General features: G+C 57.4%; 20 protein-coding genes, 2 tRNA genes and 1 other RNA gene. 12 read left to right on the top strand and 11 right to left on the bottom strand.

From position 1 onward, the window contains the following. The first annotated feature begins 67 nt into the window (after positions 1–67). The 3 genes from orn (at position 68) to def (ending at position 1584) form a co-directional block, all read left to right on the top strand. Positions 68–694 (top strand): oligoribonuclease, encoded by a 627-nt coding sequence (gene orn, locus ACN08V_RS04655; protein ID WP_419099540.1) that lies wholly within the window; start codon positions 68–70, stop codon positions 692–694. Between the two features lie 170 nt (positions 695–864). Next, positions 865–937, top strand: a tRNA-His gene (locus ACN08V_RS04650). Positions 938–1011: 74 nt separating this feature from the next. After that, positions 1012–1584, top strand: a complete 573-nt coding sequence (gene def / locus ACN08V_RS04645) for a peptide deformylase (protein WP_419099539.1) — start codon at positions 1012–1014, stop codon at positions 1582–1584. Between the two features lie 205 nt (positions 1585–1789). On the opposite strand, the gene rnpB is transcribed toward def, so the two are convergent. Then, positions 1790–2138: RNase P RNA component class A (rnpB, locus tag ACN08V_RS04640), an RNA gene on the bottom strand. A 32-nt stretch (positions 2139–2170) separates the two neighbouring features. Between rnpB and ACN08V_RS04635 the strand changes: the two genes are divergently transcribed. Next, positions 2171–2938, top strand: coding sequence for a YaaA family protein (locus ACN08V_RS04635; RefSeq protein WP_419104713.1), 768 nt, complete (start codon positions 2171–2173; stop codon positions 2936–2938). A 102-nt stretch (positions 2939–3040) separates the two neighbouring features. Here the strand turns inward: ACN08V_RS04635 and ACN08V_RS04630 are convergent, their stop codons facing one another. After that, positions 3041–3940 carry a Nif3-like dinuclear metal center hexameric protein gene (locus tag ACN08V_RS04630; RefSeq protein ID WP_419104712.1) on the bottom strand — a complete coding sequence of 300 codons (900 nt, stop codon included), beginning with the start codon at positions 3938–3940 and terminating at the stop codon, positions 3041–3043. Positions 3941–4007: 67 nt separating this feature from the next. On the opposite strand from ACN08V_RS04630, the gene msrA reads away from it, so the two are divergent. The 3 genes from msrA to epsC all read left to right on the top strand — a co-directional run bounded on the left by msrA (position 4008) and on the right by epsC (position 6319). Further along, a complete protein-coding gene (gene msrA / locus ACN08V_RS04625) occupies positions 4008–4532 on the top strand; it encodes a peptide-methionine (S)-S-oxide reductase MsrA (RefSeq protein WP_419099536.1) in 525 nt (174 codons plus the stop codon). A gap of 65 nt (positions 4533–4597) precedes the next feature. Next, positions 4598–5533, top strand: coding sequence for a cysteine synthase A (cysK, locus tag ACN08V_RS04620; protein ID WP_419104711.1), 936 nt, complete (start codon positions 4598–4600; stop codon positions 5531–5533). A 201-nt stretch (positions 5534–5734) separates the two neighbouring features. Beyond that, positions 5735–6319, top strand: a complete 585-nt coding sequence (gene epsC / locus ACN08V_RS04615; RefSeq protein WP_419104710.1) for a serine O-acetyltransferase EpsC — start codon at positions 5735–5737, stop codon at positions 6317–6319. Between the two features lie 159 nt (positions 6320–6478). Here epsC and gndA read toward each other — a convergent pair whose 3' ends face one another. From gndA to ACN08V_RS04595, 4 genes are all read right to left on the bottom strand, one after another. Next, complete coding sequence (gene gndA, locus ACN08V_RS04610) at positions 6479–7957, bottom strand: NADP-dependent phosphogluconate dehydrogenase (RefSeq protein WP_419099533.1); 1479 nt, start codon at positions 7955–7957, stop codon at positions 6479–6481. A gap of 110 nt (positions 7958–8067) precedes the next feature. Continuing rightward, entirely contained in the window at positions 8068–8253 is a 186-nt protein-coding gene (locus ACN08V_RS04605; protein WP_419099532.1) for a hypothetical protein, read from the bottom strand. Between the two features lie 117 nt (positions 8254–8370). Beyond that, positions 8371–8446, bottom strand: a tRNA-Val gene (locus tag ACN08V_RS04600). Between the two features lie 248 nt (positions 8447–8694). After that, positions 8695–9111 (bottom strand): DUF3052 domain-containing protein, encoded by a 417-nt coding sequence (locus ACN08V_RS04595; protein ID WP_419104709.1) that lies wholly within the window; start codon positions 9109–9111, stop codon positions 8695–8697. 368 nt (positions 9112–9479) lie between these two features. Here ACN08V_RS04595 and aceE point away from each other — a divergent pair, with 368 nt between their 5' ends. The 5 genes from aceE (at position 9480) to fabF (ending at position 16254) form a co-directional block, all read left to right on the top strand. After that, positions 9480–12221 (top strand): pyruvate dehydrogenase (acetyl-transferring), homodimeric type, encoded by a 2742-nt coding sequence (aceE, locus tag ACN08V_RS04590; RefSeq protein ID WP_419099530.1) that lies wholly within the window; start codon positions 9480–9482, stop codon positions 12219–12221. A gap of 235 nt (positions 12222–12456) precedes the next feature. After that, positions 12457–13368, top strand: coding sequence for an ACP S-malonyltransferase (locus ACN08V_RS04585; protein WP_419104708.1), 912 nt, complete (start codon positions 12457–12459; stop codon positions 13366–13368). 20 nt (positions 13369–13388) lie between these two features. Next, a complete protein-coding gene (locus ACN08V_RS04580) occupies positions 13389–14414 on the top strand; it encodes a beta-ketoacyl-ACP synthase III (protein ID WP_419104707.1) in 1026 nt (341 codons plus the stop codon). A gap of 238 nt (positions 14415–14652) precedes the next feature. Then, positions 14653–14892: an acyl carrier protein gene (locus ACN08V_RS04575; RefSeq protein ID WP_419099527.1), complete on the top strand. Its 240-nt coding sequence runs from the start codon at positions 14653–14655 to the stop codon at positions 14890–14892. 90 nt (positions 14893–14982) lie between these two features. After that, positions 14983–16254, top strand: coding sequence for a beta-ketoacyl-ACP synthase II (gene fabF / locus ACN08V_RS04570; RefSeq protein WP_419104706.1), 1272 nt, complete (start codon positions 14983–14985; stop codon positions 16252–16254). A gap of 123 nt (positions 16255–16377) precedes the next feature. On the opposite strand, the gene ACN08V_RS04565 is transcribed toward fabF, so the two are convergent. From ACN08V_RS04565 to ACN08V_RS04545, 5 genes are all read right to left on the bottom strand, one after another. Further along, the gene (locus ACN08V_RS04565) at positions 16378–16914 is read right to left on the bottom strand and encodes a DUF3145 family protein (RefSeq protein WP_419104705.1); all 537 of its coding nucleotides are present in this window, start codon (positions 16912–16914) and stop codon (positions 16378–16380) included. Positions 16915–16997: 83 nt separating this feature from the next. After that, positions 16998–18011 carry a tyrosine recombinase XerC gene (locus tag ACN08V_RS04560; RefSeq protein ID WP_419104704.1) on the bottom strand — a complete coding sequence of 338 codons (1014 nt, stop codon included), beginning with the start codon at positions 18009–18011 and terminating at the stop codon, positions 16998–17000. A gap of 42 nt (positions 18012–18053) precedes the next feature. After that, complete coding sequence (gene dprA, locus ACN08V_RS04555; protein WP_419104703.1) at positions 18054–19313, bottom strand: DNA-processing protein DprA; 1260 nt, start codon at positions 19311–19313, stop codon at positions 18054–18056. Then, complete coding sequence (locus ACN08V_RS04550; RefSeq protein WP_419104702.1) at positions 19310–20857, bottom strand: YifB family Mg chelatase-like AAA ATPase; 1548 nt, start codon at positions 20855–20857, stop codon at positions 19310–19312. Before ACN08V_RS04550 ends, dprA begins: the two co-directional genes overlap by 4 nt. A 2-nt stretch (positions 20858–20859) precedes the next feature. Beyond that, entirely contained in the window at positions 20860–21264 is a 405-nt protein-coding gene (locus ACN08V_RS04545) for a YraN family protein (protein WP_419099521.1), read from the bottom strand. Positions 21265–21390: the final 126 nt, after the last annotated feature.

Genomic DNA, 21390 nt, shown 5'->3' with positions numbered 1-21390 from the left:
TTCTGCTGGTGGGCCATATTTCCCGAGTTCGGGCCAGCCTGCACACGGTTTGGGGTAGATTGGAGGTGTGTCTATTTCAAATGAACGAATCGTATGGATTGATTGTGAGATGACGGGCCTTTCCTTAGAGAATGATGCCCTGATTGAGGTTGCAGCCTTGGTGACTGACGGGGACCTGAATATTTTGGGCGACGGTGTTGATGTTGTCATTAAGCCTGAGCCCCGGGCCCTTGAGCAGATGGACGATTTTGTGCGGAATATGCACACCGTGTCGGGTCTGCTCGATGAGCTTGATGGCGGTATGACCATGGCGGAGGCCGAACAGCTGGTTCTGGACTACGTCAAGGCCTGGGTGCCCGAACCGGGTAAGGCTGTTTTAGGCGGTAATTCGGTGGGTACCGATAAGACCTTCCTGGTACGCGATATGCCGGCCCTGGTGGACTACCTGCACTACCGTGTGATTGATGTATCTACCATCAAGGAACTTTCTCGCCGCTGGTTTGAGAAGGCAACCTATAACGCTCCTGCTAAGACAGGGAATCATCGTGCTTTGGGCGATATTCAGGACTCTATCGATGAGCTCCGTTACTACCGCGGTACGGTTTTTGTGACCGCTCCCGGACCGGATAGTACGACCTGCCAGCGGGTAGCTGAGTCTGTGGCTGAAAGCCGCCAGGAGATCAACCCGGCCTAGCTCTTGTACGGTGGGCTGAGCTTTCTTGGCTGAGACAGTCATTTTCCAACCCTACAGTGAGAACCATCACCTCAATTTGGGGTAGGAAAATTTGCAGGTTCCCCTGGACGCATGTAAGCTAGTATCCGTTGCCAAGACAAGCTGTTGAATCGGTTTGGCTTGAACACATGGTGGTCGTAGCTCAGTTGGCAGAGCGCCTGGTTGTGGTCCAGGAGGTCGCGGGTTCAACCCCCGTCGATCACCCCGAGTGAGAGGGTCGCTACGGTTTGTCCGTAGTGGCCCTTTTCCTTTACCCAGTTTTCCGAGAGGTTGTTCCGATGGCTGTTTTACCTATTGTTGTTCACGGTAACCCTGTTCTGCACCGCCCGGCAGCTCCGGTGACCGTGTTTGATGATGACTTGCGTCAGCTCATTGATGATATGTATGAGACTCAGGAATTATCGAACGGTGTGGGCCTTGCTGCCCCGCAGGTGGGTGTGGGTCTGCGGCTTTTTACCTATAAGTTTGAGAATGAGGATGGTGTGCCTCCCCTTGGTGTGGTGGTGAACCCGGTTCTAACTCTGGGCAAGATTGCTACCACTGACCCTGACCCCGATGAAGAGGTTGAGGGTTGCCTATCTTTCCCCGGTTATTCTTTCCCATTGAAGCGTGCTGAGTGGGTAACTGTTTCTGGTTTTGATGGCCACGGTAATCCCCTAAAGTTTGAGGCGACCGGATGGTTTGCTCGCGTGATGCAGCATGAGACGGATCATTTGGATGGCAAACTGTATGTAAATCGTTTGAACGCTAAGTACAGCAAGAAGTACAAGAAGGTTGTTAAGGCTGAGGGCTGGACCGTTGAGGGTAACTCGTGGGTTCCCGGTGTGGACCCTGACCCTTTCGGCCACTAATTTGGCAGTTTGAGTGTAGGACGCTGGTGCTGGGCACCGGCGTCCTTATGCCTTAAGGGGTCGTGTGGTCTGTAGCGACGGGCCTAGCACCCCGGGTTCTGCCCGGCAAACGGAGCTGTGCCCTGAGCACCAACTGGCTCGGGGCTGACCTTTAAGGGTGTTGGGTCTAGCTACACCGCCCAGTAGGTAGATAGGTAAGTAAGAGAGAACGGGACGCCCGATAAGCCGGGTTCTGTCCCCCATTTCTGGGGTGGCAATCATCCATCTAGGCCCGTCGTTGCCGGCGGGCTCAAGCAGCCTACCCGAGCGCTTCACCGCACTAGTTACTGGCGCGCTCTGTTTGACCTTGCTCCGGGTGGGGTTTACCTAGCTACCGTAGTCACCTGCGGTACTGGTGAGCTTTTACCTCGCCTTTTCACCCTTACCCCGTGGGGGCGGTTTGTTTTCTGTGGCACTGTCCTGCAAGTTGCCTTGAGTCGATGTTATCGACCACCCTGTGCTGTGGAGCCCGGACTTTCCTCGAGGTGTTGCCTCGCGATTGCCTGGGCGTCCCGTTCCGGGTTCCTACTTTACTACAATGGTGGGTATGTTGATTTTGTTTCCACCGTCTGAGGGTAAGTCTGCAGCAGCTGTGGGTGAGCCGGTGTGCCTGGGTGATTTATCGTTTCCGTGTTTGACGGGTGCTCGTGAGGCTGTTGTTGATGAGCTGGTTCGTGTCAGTGCCTTAGAGGAGGCGCCGGAGATATTGAAGGTTGGGGCTTCCCTAGTAGGTGAAGTGGAGCGCAATACCCGTTTGTGGTCTGAACCTGCGATGGCTGCCGCTCAGGTCTATAGCGGGGTCCTGTTTGAGGCTTTTGGGTACGGGTCGCTATCTGCTGCGGGGCGGGCTCGGGCTGATAAATCGGTGCTAGTGATTTCAGCGGCGTGGGGTGCGGTGCGCCTGGTTGATGCTATTCCTGCTTACCGGCTGTCGATGGGGACCAAGTTGGGTGAGATGGGTGATACCGCTAAGTTCTGGAAGGGTGAGCTAGCTGATGCTCTTGATGAATTTGCGGGCGATCAGCTTATTCTTGATGGGCGGTCAGCGGCCTACGCTAAGGTGTGGTCGCCGCATCCGTCGCGCCACCTGCTGGTGCGGGTGGAGCGGGTGCAGGCTGATGGGGCCCGTAAGGTGGTTTCGCACATGGCCAAGCATTACCGGGGGTTACTGGGCCGCTATGTGGTGGAACAGGGGCTTACCGGTCTTGAGCAAGCTGAAGAACTTGTTCAAGCTCTCAGCGGCGCCTTTGAGGTGGAGCTTGTTGCTCCTACCTCAAAGAAGGCGGGGACGCTCACCTTGCTGGTCAGGGACTAGCCTTTCTACCCCTAGGGTAAGGCAGGCTCACAGCCCCTCTTGGGTGGGGCTGTGAGCATGTTGTAGTTGGGGGCCTTGGATGTTTTCTAGCTGCTGGGCGTTCTAGCCGGCGGTGGAGGCAGAACCCGGTGTGTACCCGGTGCTGACGGTGAAGTCCCAGGGGTCGGTGTTCAGGGTTGAGACGTAGGTGCTGATAGCGAAGCCGCGCTGGGCTAGGGCATCACTCAGAAGCCGAGCGGTTTCTTCCATCCAGAGCCATTCACTGGCGTAATGGGAGCAGTCAATGAGTGCGGGTTTACCGCCGTTCAGTAGTGCCTGTTCGCGGGCTTCTGAAGCGGGGTGGTGGCGCAGGTCAGCGGTGATGTAGACATCGGCCCCGCTGTCACGGGCCTGGGCAAAGAGTGAATCACCGGCCCCGGTACACAGGGCTACCTTCTGCACGCTGGTTTCGGGGTTCCCTGCGATACGGAGGCCACCTGCTGTGGCAGGGAGGAATACTGCAATTTTTTCTGCCAGTTGGGCCAGGGTCAGGGGCTCGGGTAGGTTACCGACTCGACCGATACCTACCCTTCTTTCGGTTCCCGAGATCAATGCGTTTTTTTCATCGGCTAGTATCTGCCGGTCGGTAATCCCCAGGCAGTCCATAAATGCTTCGTTGGTGCCGTGAGGGGCTGAATCGACGTTGGTATGAGCGCCCAAGAGACCGCAGCCAGCTTCGATGAGAGTATGAACGATTTCGCCCTTGTAGTCTGTAGCGGGGAGGAAAGAGGCTCCTTTCAGCAAAAGTGGGTGGTGGGTGATGAGCAGGCCTGCCTGTTCCCGCGCGGCTTCCTGTGCCGTGGCTACGGTTGCATCAACAGCAAAACCTATACGGTCGACGGGGCGATCAGCTCTGCCTAAGACCAGTCCTGCGGCGTCCCAGCCCTCGGCAAGCTGAGGGGGGAACATCTGGTGAAAGGCTTCGACAATATGAGCTAAGGTCGGGGTTAATAGTTCAGTCATAGCCCTTATTCTTCCACGGTGCTCAGCTCACGGGAATAAAGGGGCATTGTGAGCAGTTGAGGAGAGTATGAAAAGTTTTGTTGTAGGCGGCGGATGCTTCTGGTGCATTGACGCCGTTTTTCGCCAGTTTAAGGGAATTACCGCCAGTATCTGCGGGTACACCGGGGGCACATCCCCTGATCCCACCTACCGGGAGGTCTGCTCAGGGCTAACCGGGCATGTGGAGGTGGTCAAGGTAGAGTTTGATGAGACGGTAATCCCGGAGGAAACCGTTCTCGATATTTTCTTTGCCTCGCACGATCCCACCAGTTGGGACCGTCAGGGGGCCGATGCAGGCAGCCAGTACCGTTCCGCCCTCTTCTATGCCTCTGAAGAGGAGAAGAACCTTTTTCAAGATGCTGTTCGTCGAGCCCAGAACCTGTGGGACTCCCCCATCGTGACCCTTGTCCAGCCGCTAGAAACTTTCTACGAGGCTGAGGACTACCACCAGAATTACTATGCGCTCAACCCTTACCAGGGCTACTGCATGGCAGTGATTAACCCAAAACTTGCTGCGGCAAGGAAAAGTTACGCTAGGTTTCTTAAAGGGTAAAGCTCTTGCGTGTGCTCTCGTAGACTAGGGAGCGAATTCATTGACCTATTTGAAAGGCTTGCCTCATGACTCAGCTTTACAAGAACATCACCGAGGTCGTAGGCCGTACCCCGATTGTGCGTCTGAACCGTCTCGATGCTGACCTGCCGGGGAATGTGGCCGTCAAGCTGGAATTCTATAACCCCGCTAACTCGGTCAAGGATCGTATCGGCGTAGCTATTATTGATGCCGCCGAAAAGGCGGGTGTACTCAAGCCCGGTGGCACCATTGTCGAAGGTACCTCGGGTAACACCGGTATCGCTCTGGCTATGGTCGGTGCGGCACGCGGTTACAAGGTGATTCTGACCATGCCCGAGACCATGAGCAACGAGCGTCGTGTCATGTTGCGTGCCTACGGTGCCGAAATTGTCCTGACCCCCGGCTCAGAGGGTATGCGCGGTGCGGTGGAGAAGGCAAAGGAGATTGTGGCTTCCACAGAGAATGCTATTCTTGCCTCGCAGTTCTCCAACGAGGCTAACCCTGAGATTCACTATAAGACCACCGGCCCCGAGATCTGGGAAGCTACCGAGGGTAAGGTTGATATCTTTGTTGCCGGTGTGGGTACCGGCGGCACCGTCTCAGGTGCTGGCAAGTTCCTCAAGGAGCAGAACCCTAAGGTCAAGGTTGTTGCTGTTGAGCCTAAGGATTCTCCGCTACTGACTGGGGGTAAGGCTGGCCCCCATAAGATTCAGGGCTTGGGCGCTAACTTTGTTCCCGATACCCTCGACCGTGAGATCTATGATGCAGTTGCTGATGCGACTATCGAAGATGCTGTCAGCACTGCACGGGAGCTGGGCACCAAGGAAGGTATCCTGGGTGGTATCTCCTCCGGTGCGGCTGTTTGGGCTGCTCTTGAAGAGGCGAAGAAGAGCGAAAATTCTGGCAAGCTGATTGTAGCTGTTGTTCCTGACTTTGGTGAACGCTACATTTCAACTCTGCTCTACGAGGATATTCGCGGCTAAGACGAGACTTTTTGCACGGCTACCAGGTGCCCCTTTGCTACGGTTAGGGGGCACCCCTTTTTTGTGCATTACGCCGGGCCCTCCAGGTAGCAGAGAGTCGATCCCAGTTATTTTTTGGGGCCTACCGGAATATGCTGGGCTACCTGAGCGTTAAAGAGTTCAACATGAAAGTGGCATGCGAGTCACAGGAAGGGAAGGCCTATGAGTTTCTGGTCAAGACTGAGAGAAGATCTTGAGACAGTGCGTACCCATGACCCCGCAGCCCGCGGCCACCTGGAAATCCTCATTAACTATTCGGGGATGCACGCTATTTGGGCTCACCGACTTGCCCATAAGCTATGGCAGAGTGAATCGACCAAGAGTTTGGCGCGTACGCTTAGCCAGTTGGCACGGTTTTTGACCGGGGTTGAGATTCACCCGGGCGCAACTATTGGCCGTAGGTTCTTTATAGATCACGGTATGGGCGTGGTGATTGGTGAGACTACGGAAATCGGTGACGATGTCATGCTGTACCACGGTGTGACCCTGGGCGGCCGTTCCTTGGAGAAGGGTAAACGCCACCCCACCATTGGTGACCGAGTGACGGTGGGCGCCGGTGCTAAGGTTCTAGGGCCGGTACTGATTGGCCCTGACTCAGCAATCGGCGGTAACTCGGTGGTTGTGCATGACCACCCGGCTGATTCGATTATTACCGGCATTCCGGCGCGCTCACGACCCCGAACCCCCGACGCTAAGAAGCCCCTGGTTGATGCGGTGGAGTATGTAGACCCCACCATGTGGATCTAAATACTAAGAAAGAAGCCCTACCCCGGTAAAGGAGTAGGGCTTCTTGATATTTAGTACCGGTCAAGCTCACCCACTGACCTGCCTGGCCAGCTGATGCGTGGCTGGCCTTTTGGGATCTTGGCCTGCACGGAAGCGCATGAAACCTGCCAAGCGCAAACCCTAGTGGGTGTGGGAGTCCTCGGCGTTAATCTCGCTACGGTCACCACTCCACTCGGTGTGCCACATGCCCTCAGCATCAACGCGACCGTAGGTGTGGGCCCCGAAGAAGTCACGCTGACCCTGAATCAGGGCAGCGGGCAGGCGCTTGCGGCGTAGGCCGTCGTAGTAGCTCAATGAGGATGCAAACACGGGGACGGGAACTCCCTCTGCAGTAGCCTTGGCCACAACGCGGCGCCATGAGGGAACCAGGTCTTCCAGCAGCTTCTTGAAGCCGGGAGCCAGCAGCATGTTGGCAGGGGTTTGGTCCTTATAGGCGTCCATGATGACACCGAGCAGTTCAGCGCGGATGATGCAGCCTGCGCGCCAGAGACCGGCGATAACATCGAGCTTGAGATCCCAGCCGTATTCCTTGCTTGCCTTGGTCAGCATGTCGAGGCCCTGGGCGTAGGAGACGAGCTTGGAGGCGAAGAGTGCCTTGCGGACGTCCTCGATAAATTCCTCATCGCCAGCGGCTACCGCGGTGGCCGCAATCAGGCCTGCGGGCAATTCTGCCTGTGCCTGGGTGCGAGCGGCGGGGTTTGATGAAGACAGCGCACGGGCGAAGACTGACTCAGCGATGCCTGAGACGGGTGAGCCGAGGTCGAGTGCGGCCTGAACAGTCCAGAGACCGGTACCTTTCTGGCCTGCTTGGTCTGTGATGACATCAACGAGAGGCTTGCCGGTCTTGGCGTCGACCTGGGCCAGAACCTCAGCGGTGATTTCGATGAGGTAGGAGTTCAGGTCCGTGGTGTTCCAACGCTTAAAGATTTCGGCCTGCTCGGCGGGCTCTACTCCGGCAACGGTGCGGAGCAGGTCGTAGGCTTCGCCGATAACCTGCATGTCTGCGTATTCGATGCCGTTGTGAACCATTTTGACGAAGTGACCGGCGCCGTCGGTGGAAATCCATGCGCAACAGGGGTCGCCGTTGGGTGCCTTGGCGGAAATCTTTTCGAGCAGGGGGCCGAGGGATTCGTAGGCCTTGGCGGAGCCGCCGGGCATGATGGAGGGACCCTTCAGGGCGCCCTCTTCGCCACCTGAGACGCCGATACCGACAAAGTGCAGTCCCTTTTCAGCCAGTGCGCGTTCGCGGCGGATGGTGTCGGGGAAGTGGGAGTTACCGCCGTCGATAATGACGTCGCCTTCATCGAGAAGGGGTACCAGCTGGTCAATGACGGAATCAACGGGACCGCCGGCCTTGACCATGATCAGAATCTGGCGGGGCGACTCCAGGGAGTCAACCAGTTCCTGGAGCGTCTCGGTGCGGATAAAGTCACCTTCTGAACCGTGGGCTTCAAGGAGGGCATCGGTTTTTTCAACAGAGCGGTTGTGGAGGGCAACGGTGTAGCCGTTGCGGGCCAGGTTTCGGGCTAGGTTAGCGCCCATAACAGCCAGGCCGGTTACGCCAATCTGCGCCTTCTGTGCAGTCTTATTTTTAGTCATGTCTTAAAGACTACGCCGGTTACTGTCTTTTGTATTTACAGGCCGACTGAGACAAATAAAACTTTCACATATTGGGAGGGAACGGGCGCACTCCCCCAGCCTCTAATCAGCTAGCTGTTATAGGTGTCCTTAAAGAGGACCCAGACGGCAGCAGCGCCAATTACTAGGGCAACTACAGCGAAGATTGACCAGAGGGTTACGAGAGTGCCTTGCCCTATGAAGAAGAGGGAAATTGCCAACCAGGTGGCTGACAGAAAGACTGCTGTAAAGTTTCTGGGTTTAAAGTTACGATTCATGGCTTTCTTCCGTCACCTAGGGACACGAGGTGTCAGGGCGGCTCATCAGGTGAGTGAGCTTTTAGCCCCTGATAAATCTTAATAAAAGGAAAACCCCGCACAGGGTGCGGGGCTTCTTGGTGGGTCCTACCGGGATCGAACCGATGACATCCACGGTGTAAACGTGGCGCTCTACCAGCTGAGCTAAAGACCCATGTGTCTTCCGCCTTATCTCTCGCGGCGACAGGTAATACTCTACGCAGTCCTAAAGGGCTGTGCAAATCGAAAAGGGGTTCACCTGACCATTTTTAGGTCATTTTTTGCCCATTTTTACCCAAAAACCCCGCATTATACTGCCCTGACATGGGAATATATTCAGGGTAAAAAAATTCCAAAAAATTTTCCAAGCACTCCCCAGAAAGCCGAAGGGCCCCTTACTAGAGGCCCTTCGATACTCACACTTTACTTGCCCTGGTGGGAAATCAGACGGGTAGCAGTCCATTCCTGAGCCAAGGACTCAGTGGTGGTCACTCTAAGCCCTGCCAAGGGAGCCGCATGCAACACATCTGCCGGAGAAACATAACCTTGACGACCGGATTTAGGTGTCAGCAACCAAATCACACCCCCATCATCAATAGAGGCAAGCACATCCATCAGCCCGTCAACCAGGTCGCCATCATCAGAGCGCCACCACAGAAGAACACCGTCGACAATTTCCTGGTCGTCCTCATCCAGCAACTCAGAACCCAACAAATCTTCTAGAGAGTCTCGAAGATCAAAGTCAACGTCGTCGTCATAACCGAACTCTTGAACCAAGCCGTCTTCGGGCAGGCCCAACATTTCTAGTGTCAGTTTTTGTGCAGCACCAGTGGCACTCACGTGCGTCCTCCAAAATCAAACCGTTAGGGTCCTTAGCTCCCAGGCCCGCATCGTGGAACGGCCCTCAAAGCTATACAACCCTGCTATCAGTACCTACTGAACACTTTTCAGCCCATCAAATCAACAGAACACGACCAAAAACTGCCGGTAAATTTTGCGCTGAACCCAAGCCACCTTAAGTGACGGCTATTTCACACCGGTAAACCAACGTCACCGTGACCTAAAAGGGGATAATTTGTGACAACATAGAAGAGAAGTTGTCTCTGCGACTAAAACTCTTGGCACATGAGACAAGACAAAAGGTTCACCATCGGCAGCACAGTTGCCCCGCGGTGACACAGACCCCTACAACAAAGAGAGGTTGGCTAGTGGGACCCTCAGATACGAACGATCACGTTCTCAGTGCACTGACCAATAGCTTCACTGACATCGACCCCGAAGAGACCAGCGAATGGCTCGAATCGTTTGATGACCTTGTAGAAGCGCACGGCACCGAGCGTGCGCAGTTCATTGTTCGCTCACTCATGCAGCGGGCAGGCCAGAAGTCAATCACCGTCCCCATGGTGACCACCACTGACTACGTCAACACCATACCTGTAGACCAGGAACCTGAATACCCCGGTGACGAGCAGATCGAACGTCGCTACCGCGCATTCCTCCGCTGGAACGCAGCCGTCATGGTTCAGCGTGCCCAGAAAGCTACCATCGGCGTGGGCGGGCATATCTCCTCGTATGCCGGTGTTGCAACCCTCTACGAGGTAGGCTTCAACCACTTCTTCCGCGGACGCAACCACCCCGGTGGCGGCGACCAGATCTTCTTCCAGGGCCACTCCTCACCCGGTAACTACGCTCGTGCCTTCCTCGAAGGCCGTATCACCGAAGAGCAACTCGATGGTTTCCGTCAGGAAAAGACCAAGCAGGGCACCCACCTACCCTCCTACCCGCACCCCCGGAACCTGCCCGACTTCTGGCAGTTCCCCACCGTATCCATGGGTCTTGGCCCCCTCAACGCAATCCACCAGGCACAGTTCAATAAGTACCTGAATAACCGCGGTATCAAGGACACCTCCCAGCAGCATGTCTGGGCTTTCTTGGGTGATGGCGAAATGGATGAGCCCGAGTCGCGTGGCGCTCTCCAGCTTGCCGCTAATGACAAGCTGGACAATCTGACTTTCGTCGTTAACTGCAACCTGCAGCGACTGGACGGCCCCGTTCGCGGTAACGGCAAGATCGTTCAGGAACTCGAAGCTTTCTTCCGCGGTGCCGGCTGGAACGTCATCAAGGTTCTCTGGGGCCGTGAGTGGGATGCCCTCCTCGAAAAGGACAAGTCCGGTGAGCTTGTTCGCATCATGAACGAAACCCTGGACGGTGACTACCAGACCTACAAGGCAGAGTCCGGTGGCTTCATTCGTGAGCACTTCTTCGGCCAGACTCCCGAGACCAAGGAACTGGTTGCGGATATGACCGACGACGAGATCTGGGCCATGAAGCGCGGAGCCCACGACTACCAGAAGGTCTACGCCGCCTTCAAGGCCGCCATGGAACACAAGGGCCAGCCAACTGTCATTCTGGCGCAGTCCGTTAAGGGCTACGGTCTAGGTGCTAGCTTCGAAGCTCGCAACGCTACCCACCAGATGAAGAAGCTATCCATGGAGGACCTCAAGCAGTTCCGTGATCATCTGCGTATCCCCATCTCTGACGAAGAGCTGGAGAAGGACCTCTACAACCCGCCTTACTACCACCCCGGTAAGGACTCCGAAGAGTACAAGTACCTCATGGCCCGCCGTGAGGAACTAGGTGGCTTCATCCCCGCTCGTAAGAATGTCCAGCCCGAGATTACCCTGCCCTCCGAGAAGGCCTACAAGGGTGCTTTCAAGGGCACCGGTAAGCAGATGGCCGCTACCACCATGACCTTTGTGCGCCTGCTCAAGGACCTCATGCGTGAGAAGGACTTCGGCCACCGCATCGTCCCCATCATTCCCGATGAGGCACGAACCTTCGGCATGGACTCCTACTTCCCCACCGCTAAGATTTACAACCCCAACGGCCAAAACTACCTGGCTGTTGACCGTGAACTGATGCTGGCCTACAAGGAATCACCCGAGGGTAAGATCATTCACGTAGGTATCAACGAAGCAGGTGGCACCGCCGCTTTCACCGCTGTCGGCACCTCCTACGACACCCACGGCGAACCCATGATTCCCGTCTACATCTTCTACTCGATGTTCGGCTTCCAGCGCACCGGCGATGCCTTCTGGGCAGCCGGTGACCAGCTCAGCCGCGGTTTCATTATGGGTGCAACAGCAGGCCGCACCACCCTGACCGGTGAAGGTCTGCAGCACGCAGACGGCCACTCGCCGATTCTGGCCGGTACCAACCCCGCCGTCATCCACTACGATCCCGCCTTCGGCTACGAAATTGGCCACATCGTCAAGCGCGGTATCGAGCACATGTACGGCACTGGGGACGAAGACCACAACGTCATGTACTACATCACCGTCTACAACGAGCCCATTCAGCACCCCGCTGAACCTGAGAACCTCGATGTTGACGGCCTGCTTGGCGGTATCTACCGTCTACATGAGGCAAAGAACGACGGGCCCCGCGCCCAGATTCTCGCTTCGGGTGTAGCCGTTCCCTGGGCAGAGAAGGCACAGCAGATTCTGGCCGATGACTGGGGCGTTTCCGCCGATGTCTGGTCAGTTACCTCCTGGACCAACCTGCGCCGCGACGGCCTAGAAGCTGAGCGTGAAATCCTTCAGGATCCCACCGCCAGCCCACGCACGCCCTTTGTTGCCAAGCAGCTTGAGGGTGCAACCGGCCCCATCGTGGCCGTGTCTGACTACCAGACCGACCTCATGGACGGTATCCGCCAGTTCGTTCCCAACGAATTCGCAACCCTGGGTACTGACGGCTTCGGCTTCTCCGACACCCGCGCAGGCGCACGTCGCTTCTTCAAGATTGACGCCGAGTCCATTGTCGTCCGTACCCTGCAGATGCTGGCAAAGCGAGGCGAAGTACCCGCCGATGCGCCCGCCAAGGCATTCGCCCAGTACGATCTGAACAACATCAACGCCGGTACCTCAGGTACCGCAGGTGGTGATGCCTAAGCAGTAGGGCAATAGCTCTGCTTGCCTAGGCCCAGGCAAGCCCCCGAGTTCCCTCGGGGGCTTGCCTTTTATCTGCATAGGGTGTAAGTGGCTGTGTGAACTTTATTGGCTTTTGAGAAGATGCAGGTCGAGATGGGGCCTGACCAGGCTTTGGGGAGTAGGATAGTTATTTGAAATTATGTACCGGTAATCTTCAAAGATCCGGTCTCCTTCAAGAACTGAGGCGGTAAATCGCGTGATTGCACTGGTGTGCCCCGGTCAGGGCTCTCAAAAACCCGGCTTCCTATCCCAGTGGCTAGAGCTGGAGGGAGTTCGCGACCACTTAGAGCAGCTCTCAGCGGCAGCAGACCTAGATCTGGTGCACTACGGCACCGAAGCTGACGAAGAAACTATCAAAGACACCGCCATTGCCCAGCCCCTTATCGTTGCCGCTGGCCTTGTGACCGGTAGGCTGGCTCTCACAGCGCTGAAGGGCCAGGACCTCATTCTGGCTGGGCACTCCGTGGGTGAGATTACGGCCTGCACCCTAGCCGGTGTACTCACCGACGAAGAAGCCATGCGCTTTATCAAGGTTCGAGCTACCGGTATGGCCGCCGCGTCAGCTGCTACTCCCACCGGCATGGCCGCTGTTCTAGGCGGCGCCGAAGCGGACGTCCGGGCAGCTATTGAAGCAGCTGGGCTGACAGCAGCAAACTCTAACGGCGGCGGCCAGATTGTTGCCGCTGGCTCCCTTGATAGCATTGCGACCTTTGCTCAGAACCCCCCGGCCAAGGCCCGGGTGATTCCCCTCAAGGTGGCCGGCGCTTTCCATACTTCTTACATGGCATCTGCCCAGGAACCCCTGGCTGATTTTGCCGCGACTCTCAGCCCCGCCCAGCCCCAGTTTGAGCTTCTTTCTAACTATGACGGTCAGGCTCTTGCAGGTGGCCAGGAGACCCTGGACTCTTTGGTCGCCCAGGTCACCCGCCCCGTCCGCTGGGACCTCTGCATGCAGACTCTCGGTAACCACCAGGTAAGCCGCATCGTTGAAGTCTCTCCCGCTGGCACCTTGATAGGCCTGGCTAAACGAGCCATGCGCGGAACCCCCAGCACTGCAGTAAACACCCCCGCCGACCTTGAAGAACTTACAGAAGCGCTCAGCGCATAGCCCACCCGAAAGGATCTCCCATGCCTACTCTCCAGCAGGTTGAGACCAACCGATACTCCCGTATTCTGGGGTACGGTGCCGCCCGCCCCGACCTCCTGGTCACCAACGACGATATAGCCGGGCCGATCAACTCATCCGATGAATGGATTGTTCAGCGCACCGGCATCAAGACCCGCCACCGTGCCTCAGAAAAGATTTCGGTTGCCGACCTAGCTATTGGTGCCGCTCAGGACGCGCTAGAAGCCTCAGGCCTTGCCGGGGAAGAGCTGGATGCTGTCATCATCTCCACCATCTCCCACCCCTACGCCACTCCTTCCTTGGCTACTATCGTGGCCGATGCAGTTGGGTCAAAAGCGCCAGCCTACGACATATCAGCCGCCTGCGCAGGCTTCTGCTACGGTATTGCCCAGGCTGATGCGCTAGTACGCTCAGGCCTAGCGAATAAAGTACTGGTCATCGGTGTTGAGAAGCTCTCAGACTTCATCGATAACACCGAACGATCCATTTCCTTCCTGCTCGGTGATGGTGCTGGTGCCGCAGTGGTAGGAGCATCGGATACTCCCGGTATCGGCCCCACCATCTGGGGTAGCGACGGCGAGCGTTGGGGTGCAGTGGGCATGACCCACTCCATGCTCGATATCCGCAACCGCGACTTTATAGCCAACCCAGTGCAGGAGGGCGAAAAGATTTGGCCCACCCTGCGCCAGGACGGCCAGGCTGTCTTCCGCTGGGCCGTCTGGGAAATGGCCAAGGTTGCTCAAAAGGCACTGGAGGCCGCAGGTATTACCGCAGATGATCTGGGTGCGCTCATCACCCACCAAGCCAACATGCGCATCATCGATCAGATGGTCAAGACCCTCAAACTACCTGAGACTGTTGAGGTTGCCCGCGATATTGAATGCGCCGGGAACACTTCCGCCGCGTCGGTTCCCCTTGCCGCCCACCAGCTTCTGCAAGAGAACCCCCAACTGTCCGGCACCTTTGCCCTACAAATCGGTTTCGGCGCGGGCCTAGCCTTCGCAGCCCAGGTCGTCGTCCTTCCCTAGCTCCTATCGGCAGGGTACCGCTAAAAACGGCGCTCAGGCTGCCGCAATATTTTGAAAAATGTTAGATTTATTTCAAAATTTTAGTGGCGTCACACCGTCTCTTTGCGCGGGCTAGAAGCTACACTCATTGTTGAGGCTTAAGCGGGACTCCCGTGGCCAGCCACCACCCTTGCCCTAAGGCTTGGTGCGTAAAGTCAAAAGCGGCCTATAGGGCCGTCATCTCTCAAAAGGAGCCATCATGGCAGATCAGAACGAAATCCTTGCCGGTCTTGCAGAGATCGTCAACGAAGAAACCGGCGTTGAGGTAGAGGACGTCCAGATGGATAAGTCCTTCACCGATGACCTGGATATCGACTCCATCTCAATGATGACCATCGTTGTCAACGCTGAAGAGAAGTTCAGCGTCACCATCCCCGACGAAGAGGTTAAGAACCTCAAGACCGTAGGCGATGCCGTCAACTTCATTGCCAACGCCTAAAAAGCGTCGTTAGGTTGGGCCCGGTTTTATGCCGCGCCCAACCTCCTTTTTATTATTTTCACCCTTAGTTCGTCTTCAAAGGATTCAAACATGACTCGTAAAGTTGTGGTGACCGGTCTCGGTGCTACTACCCCCATTGGTGGGGACGTCCCAACGACCTGGGAGAAGGCCCTTGCCGGTGTTTCTGGTATCAGCACCATTGAAGAAGACTGGGTTGAAAAGTACGAGCTCCCCGTTTCTATTGCTGGTCGAGTCGCAGTTTCCGCTCTTGATTCGGGCCGTCTGACCAAGGTCGAAGCCAAGCGCCTTGACCCCTCAGGCCAGCTCGCTCTGGTCGCGGCCCGTGAAGCCTGGCAGGATGCAGGCTTCAGTGGCCCCGACGCTGAAGCAGCTGAGGAGTGCGACCCGCTGCGGACCGCGGTTGCCTTCGGCACCGGTATCGGCGGCGTATGGACCCTCCTTGATGCCTGGGACACCTTGCGCGAAAAGGGGCCCCGCCGTATGCTCCCCATGACCGTGCCCATGCTGATGCCCAACTCTAACGCCGCCGCAGTTTCTATGAACCTCAAGGCTCGCGGCTCAGCACAGACCGTGGTATCTGCTTGTGCCTCATCGACCGAAGCACTTGAAATCGGCCTCATGCTGATTCGTTCGGGTAAGGCTGATGTTGTGATCGCTGGTGGTTCAGAAGCCGCTATCCACCCCATGACCATTGGTGCCTTTGCCAAGATGCAGGCCCTGTCTACTCGCAACGACGACCCCCAGGGCGCTTCACGCCCCTACGATACCGACCGTGACGGCTTTGTCATGGGTGAAGGCGGCGCCGCCCTGATCCTGGAATCTGAAGAGCACGCGCTGGCTCGCGGTGCCCGTATCTACGCTGAACTTGCCGGTACCGGTGTATCAGCCGATGCCTACCACATCACCGCGCCCGACCCCGCAGCTCTCGGTGCTAGCCGTGCTCTCCAGGAAGCGCTAACCGACGGCGGTATCAGCCCCGAACAGGTTGTTCACGTCAACGCACACGCGACCTCCACCCCCGTGGGCGATATTCCCGAGTCCCTGGCTCTACGCGAAGTCCTTGGCGATCACACCGATCAGGTCGCTGTCTCTGCCACCAAATCCATGACCGGGCACCTGCTCGGTGGTGCTGGCGCCCTTGAGGCAGTGCTGACCGTCCTTGCTCTTCATCACCGCAAAGCCCCCTGCACCATCAATCTGCAGAACAAGGATCCCCAGGTTGAGCTCGATATCGTTACCGAAGCACGTAACCTACCTGCAGGCGAGATCGTTGCTCTTTCCAACTCCTTCGGCTTTGGCGGCCACAACGCCGTAGCCGCTTTCCGCAGCGTTGAAAACTAACTAAACCCTAGGGTTCAATAACCAGGGGCGGTCTTCTCAACTAGGGGAAGACCGCCCCTGTGCATCTTCAAAACGCCCTTACCTGCATACTGACATCTGTGTGTGAGAAAAGTCAGATGGTTTTTAGCCTTCGCTCCTAATATGAGCGATATTGATGGTCTTCTTGCTATAACGAAGTGGCTCAAGCTCCTCGTCCCAGGCTTGGCCCAGTGCGAGCGCAAACTGGTCGTAGAGGGCCTTGTAGTCACCGGCGGCTTGCTCAAAGGCGTAGCGGATTCTGTCTTCAGTCACGGTAAAGTTGCCCTGCGCGTCAACGGGCTGTGTACAGAGGCCCAGTGAGGGCGTATGCATGATGCGTAAGGCGCTACTGGTGGCGGTGGGCCGTTCGGTGATCTCAAAGTGGGTATCTGAAAATTGGCGGAGGGCTGAAGCCAGCTGGGCGGCTGTGCCTGCTGGGCCGGTCCAGGTAAGTTCGGTGCGCTGGTAACCGGGGCGGGCAGGTTGGGCTTCCCAGCTCAGCTTGAGGGAGGCTTTGAGGGTGTTTTCGATGCTCCACCGGATATGGCTGGTCAGGGCGGCGGGGACGGCATGTAACAGCACGAACCCGCCGGTGAGGGCGGGGCGTTCAAATAATCCTTGAGTCTCTGTTGCTGAAAACATGCTTTTTCTATCCTATATCGTGGCTGATGGCTATCAGAAAGCGAGGGTGCAAAGGTGCAGGCAAGAATGGTGGGGTTCTCTTGTTAGGCTCTGGGGTGGGCACGCGAATAGACCTGCGCTAACCGGTCTACGGACACGTGGGTATAGACCTGGGTGGTTGCCAGGGAGCTGTGTCCAAGGAACTCTTGGACTGCTCTGATGTCTGCGCCCCCGTCGACCATGTGGGTAGCGGCGGTATGGCGGAAGATGTGGGCACCACTGGCATCAGTATTATCGAGGGTTTCTAGCAAGCGGGTTAGGTCGGCTCTGATTTGCCGGGCATTTGCTCGTTTGCCCTTGGGGCCTATGAAGAGCGCGTACTGAGGCTCTGGTTGAGTGTGGGGGTACTCCGTGCTAGCTTGCGGTAGCCACTGGGGCCTACCCTGGGCAACCCAGAGGGAGAGAGCTTTCATAGCCTGAGGACCGAACGGCACTACCCGTTCTTTGTTGCCTTTGCCGATGACCCTCAGGGTTCTGCCCTGCCGGTCGATGCTGGTTAGATCGAGCCCGGTGAGCTCTGAGATGCGGATACCTGTTGCGTAGAGGACTTCCACGGCCGCGTTCAGGCGCAGGAGCCGGGGATTGAGCGGGTCTAGCCCCAGCGCACGGTGCAGGGTCTGGGTCAGGTTTTCCATATGGTGAGCTGAGAGCACCGGGGGAAGGTAGCTGGTTTTCTTGGGGGTGGAGAGCTTAAGCGCCGGGTTGGTTGCTATCAGTTCTTCCTCTTCTGCCCAGAGAAAGAAACTGCGAATACTTGAGGTTCTGCGTGCCATCGACGATCTGGCCGCCTGCTTCTGGTGGTGGATTGCCAGCCAGCCACGGAGCAATTCCAGGGTGATATGTGAGAGGTGGGTTGTTCCGTGCCTCCTGGCATAATCAAAAAAATCCCGGAGATCTGCCAGGTAGGCCCTCATGGTTTCGGGTGACCGGTGCAATTCATAGGTCAGGTAGCGCTCATAGGCTTCAAGGGCCCTGACGTATTCTCGATCTTCGTCGATAGCGGCTGCACCGATTTTGAGGGTGGTGGGCAGCTGATGACTCTCGTAGCTTGGGCCCATCTACTCCCCCTCTTTTCTTACCTGGATATGACGACCATAGGTTCACCCCATTTTAGCCCCTAAGTGCTTGTGCCCTTGCTCAAACTTTTTGCGCCAGCCATTTCCCTGACTCTGAGCTAGCCCTAACCGTTCCATCTGGGTCAGCGCTAGCATGACAGACCGGGCTGGGATTCCGCTTTCAGCACCGATAGCGTCCACAGGGCGGTAGCTACTGACCGGGAGCACGTCCCAGACCCTGCCTTGGATCTCCGTTAGGCTGTCTATTAGCGCCTTCCGGGCATCGACAGATTCGCTCAACAGACTTGCCTGTTCAGGGGCTTCTAAATTCAACCTACCTCTTTCGAGGTGTGTGGCATCGGTGATGAGCTGGGCTAGCCCATCGCGGATCAGCCGGTGGCAGCCCTCAGAGCTCGGGGAAAAGATAGGCCCGGGTACCGCGTAGACCGGCCTGCCCAGCTCTAGAGCGTGGTGGGCGGTGTTGAGGGCTCCGCTGCGCCAGCGGGCTTCTACGACCACGGTGCAGTAGGCAAGGGCCGCAATGAGCCGGTTCCTTTGCAAAAAACGGTAACGCGTGGGGTTCTGGCCCAGAGGGACTTCCCCCAGAATCAGTCCACGGTCGATGATGTTTTCGAGCAGACTGGCGTTTTGACGCGGGTAGAGCCGGTCCAGCCCACCTGCCATGAGGGCAACCGTAGGAAGTTCCGACGCGCCGGTGCTCAAGGCGACCCGGTGAGCTAGAGCGTCAACCCCAAATGCGCCCCCGGATACGATGGTCTTACCCGCTGCGGCTGAGTCACCGGTTAGGTGTGAGGTTGCAGAGTTACCGTAGGAGCTGACATCCCTGGAGCCTACGATGGCCTGGCTGGTAGCAAGGTTGAGATGCTTGAGCAAGGCTCTATCGCCTCTGCCCCACAGCCCAAAGGGCATACGTTCGGCAAGGTCATTGAGGGCCACCGGCCAGTCAGGGTCTTCGGGCACACAGAGCCAGGCCCCGCAGGCCTTTGCCCAGGTCATATCCTGCTCTACCCTAATCCCACCCCGTCGGGCCTGCCAGCGTTCCATACGGGCTTGCACAAGACCACGGAGCGAGGCAAAGAGCTGGGGGTCCTCCCGGCCAGCTTGCGCCAGCTCTTCCTGCAGGTAGCTGGCCGTCAGCTCCCTGCGCCCGGTCAAGAAATCGGCTGTCAGGAGCGGCCCGCAGAGGGCGATCAGGGCGGTAGTTGCTGTATCTTCGGGGTCGCTGATCCGCATGATTTCCGCTCTTGCGCGGCGGATATTTTCGAGGTCCTGGTGCTCAGTCATGATGCGCCGCCTTCCATACCAAGATTGCGAAAATACAGGGCCAGGTCCAGATGGTCCTGGGTGGGGCTAGTGCTCCCGTCAAGATCGGCCAGGGTCCAGGCGGTTCGGAGTACCCGATCATAACCGCGAGCGGTGAGCGTCCCCCGGTCAATGGACCGGGATAGCTCCGCGGTGAGAGCCGCAGAGAGCTTAAGCGGCCCGCGCAGAATCTTTCCGTTCGTCTCAGCATTGGTGCTCAACCCGTAGGGAGCAAGCCGCTCAGCCTGAGCCGCCCGTGCCTGTGTCACTCTGTCCCGAACCTTTGCAGAACTCTCATAAGTGCCGCTGGCCGCCAGATCAGCGGCCGTCACCTTAGGGACGGTAATACGCACGTCAAGACGATCAAGTAAGGGGCCAGAGAGCCTACCGAAGTATGCCCTCCGTTCCCTGCTGGTACAGGTGCAGTCCAGCCCCCGCCCCACGTTGTTACCGCAGGGGCAGGGGTTAGCCGCCATTACCAGCTGAAAACGTGCCGGGTAGCGAGCAGAAGCTGCAGCGCGGTCGATGACAATCTCCCCGCTCTCCAGCGGCTGGCGGAGCGAGTCAAGAACTGTCCGCTTGAACTCAGGTGCCTCGTCCAGGAAGAGGACCCCGCGGTGGGCCTTAGAGACACAGCCGGGGCGGGGAATGCCAGCACCACCACCCAGAATTGCGGGAGCGCTGGCGCTGTGGTGGGGCGCTTCGAAGGGAGGAAGGGTCATCAACGAACTCCGAGCCGCCCCACCCGAGCACAGCGAATGAATTGCCGTTACCTCCATAGCATCTTGGGGACCCAGCGGCGGCAGAATACCGGTCAGCCGCTCAGCAAGCATGGTTTTACCTGAGCCAGGAGGCCCATTCAGGAGCAGATGGTGCCCACCCGCCGCAGCAATTTCTAGTGCCAGCCGGCCTTCGGCTTGACCAGCAACATCTGCCAGGTCAGGAGGTAAAGCCTTGGTTTCTTGTTCATTCTCTCGCACGGGTCTGGTCAGCTGAGGCCGTTTGAGACTTTCAGGCTTCTTAGCACCCAGCTCCACAAAGATATCGGCCAGGCAGCTGTAGCCGTAAACCTCAGCCCCCGCAACCAGCGCCGCCTCCTGCTGGTTACCGGCAGGAACCACAACCTTGGGGTACCCCGCATCGACAGCGGCCTTAACCGCAGGCAAAATACCGGGTATCTCCCGCAGGCTCCCGTCCAGACCTACCTCCCCCAGGTAGACAGTCTGCCCAGACGGCTTCAGCTCCCCTACAGCTTGCAGTGCAGCTACCAGCATGGCAACGTCAAAGGCAGATCCCCGCTTAGGCAGGGTCGCCGGAGTGAGATTGACGGTGAGCTTCTGCGGCGGCAGGGCAAGCCCGGAATTCTTAGCCGCAGAACGTACCCTGTCCTTAGCCTCATTCAAAGAATTATCGGGGAGACCCAGCAGTACAAAGCCAGGAAGCGCAGCGGACACATCAGCCTCTACCTCAACCAGGTGGCCTGTTACCCCGACCAGTGCTATTGAGAACGTCCGAGCAAAAGCCACAGCTACAGCACCGCCTTAACATGCTCAAAAGTGAAGTCCTCGGCTGTGCCGCACACCGCAACAGCATCAATACGCAGGGAACGGTAATCACCGGTATGCTCCGAACACCAGGCATAAGCAAGCTGACGGAGCCGGTTGCCTTTCTCACGGGTAATAGCTTCTAGCGGGTGGCCGTATCCGCTCCCTGACCGCGTTTTAACCTCAATAAAAACCAGATCCATGTCGGGATCAACCATGACCAAATCGATCTCCCCCACCGGTGAGCTCCCTAGGTTGCCAGACGGTGGCCGCCAATTCCGTTCCACCAGGCTATAGCCGTTAAGTTCCAATACAAGCAGCGCAAGGTCTTCACCCCAGCGCCCTACCCTAGTGTGGTTGGCGATACTGGACTGGGTTCTCAAGCTCATAGCCAGGCCTTTCTCATGTGAGGGTCAGGTACCCTCAGCATGGCCTAGCAGACCCCCACTACCTCGCCCCAAGTAGCGCTGTGTATGACTCAAACCGCCCTAGATGCACAAATACAGAGGTAAGCC

The sequence above is a fragment of the Rothia sp. P5766 genome, assembly GCF_048513555.1.
Lineage (GTDB): Bacteria > Actinomycetota > Actinomycetes > Actinomycetales > Micrococcaceae > Rothia.
The sequence above is the reverse complement of the archived record's forward strand: the minus strand, read 5'-3'. Positions and strand labels throughout refer to the sequence as shown.

Excerpts from the sequence above, each read along its gene's own strand:
- gndA (WP_419099533.1), bottom strand. The coding sequence starts at position 7,957 with ATGACTAAAAATAAGACTGCACAGAAGGCGCAGATTGGCGTAACCGGC.
- epsC (WP_419104710.1), top strand. The coding sequence starts at position 5,735 with ATGAGTTTCTGGTCAAGACTGAGAGAAGATCTTGAGACAGTGCGTACC.
- ACN08V_RS04560 (WP_419104704.1), bottom strand. The coding sequence starts at position 18,011 with ATGGGCCCAAGCTACGAGAGTCATCAGCTGCCCACCACCCTCAAAATC.
- ACN08V_RS04630 (WP_419104712.1), bottom strand. The coding sequence starts at position 3,940 with ATGACTGAACTATTAACCCCGACCTTAGCTCATATTGTCGAAGCCTTT.
- ACN08V_RS04605 (WP_419099532.1), bottom strand. The coding sequence starts at position 8,253 with ATGAATCGTAACTTTAAACCCAGAAACTTTACAGCAGTCTTTCTGTCA.
- ACN08V_RS04575 (WP_419099527.1), top strand. The coding sequence starts at position 14,653 with ATGGCAGATCAGAACGAAATCCTTGCCGGTCTTGCAGAGATCGTCAAC.
- ACN08V_RS04565 (WP_419104705.1), bottom strand. The coding sequence starts at position 16,914 with ATGTTTTCAGCAACAGAGACTCAAGGATTATTTGAACGCCCCGCCCTC.
- ACN08V_RS04635 (WP_419104713.1), top strand. The coding sequence starts at position 2,171 with ATGTTGATTTTGTTTCCACCGTCTGAGGGTAAGTCTGCAGCAGCTGTG.
- ACN08V_RS04545 (WP_419099521.1), bottom strand. The coding sequence starts at position 21,264 with ATGAGCTTGAGAACCCAGTCCAGTATCGCCAACCACACTAGGGTAGGG.
- def (WP_419099539.1), top strand. The coding sequence starts at position 1,012 with ATGGCTGTTTTACCTATTGTTGTTCACGGTAACCCTGTTCTGCACCGC.
- msrA (WP_419099536.1), top strand. The coding sequence starts at position 4,008 with ATGAAAAGTTTTGTTGTAGGCGGCGGATGCTTCTGGTGCATTGACGCC.
- fabF (WP_419104706.1), top strand. The coding sequence starts at position 14,983 with ATGACTCGTAAAGTTGTGGTGACCGGTCTCGGTGCTACTACCCCCATT.
- dprA (WP_419104703.1), bottom strand. The coding sequence starts at position 19,313 with ATGACTGAGCACCAGGACCTCGAAAATATCCGCCGCGCAAGAGCGGAA.
- ACN08V_RS04580 (WP_419104707.1), top strand. The coding sequence starts at position 13,389 with ATGCCTACTCTCCAGCAGGTTGAGACCAACCGATACTCCCGTATTCTG.
- cysK (WP_419104711.1), top strand. The coding sequence starts at position 4,598 with ATGACTCAGCTTTACAAGAACATCACCGAGGTCGTAGGCCGTACCCCG.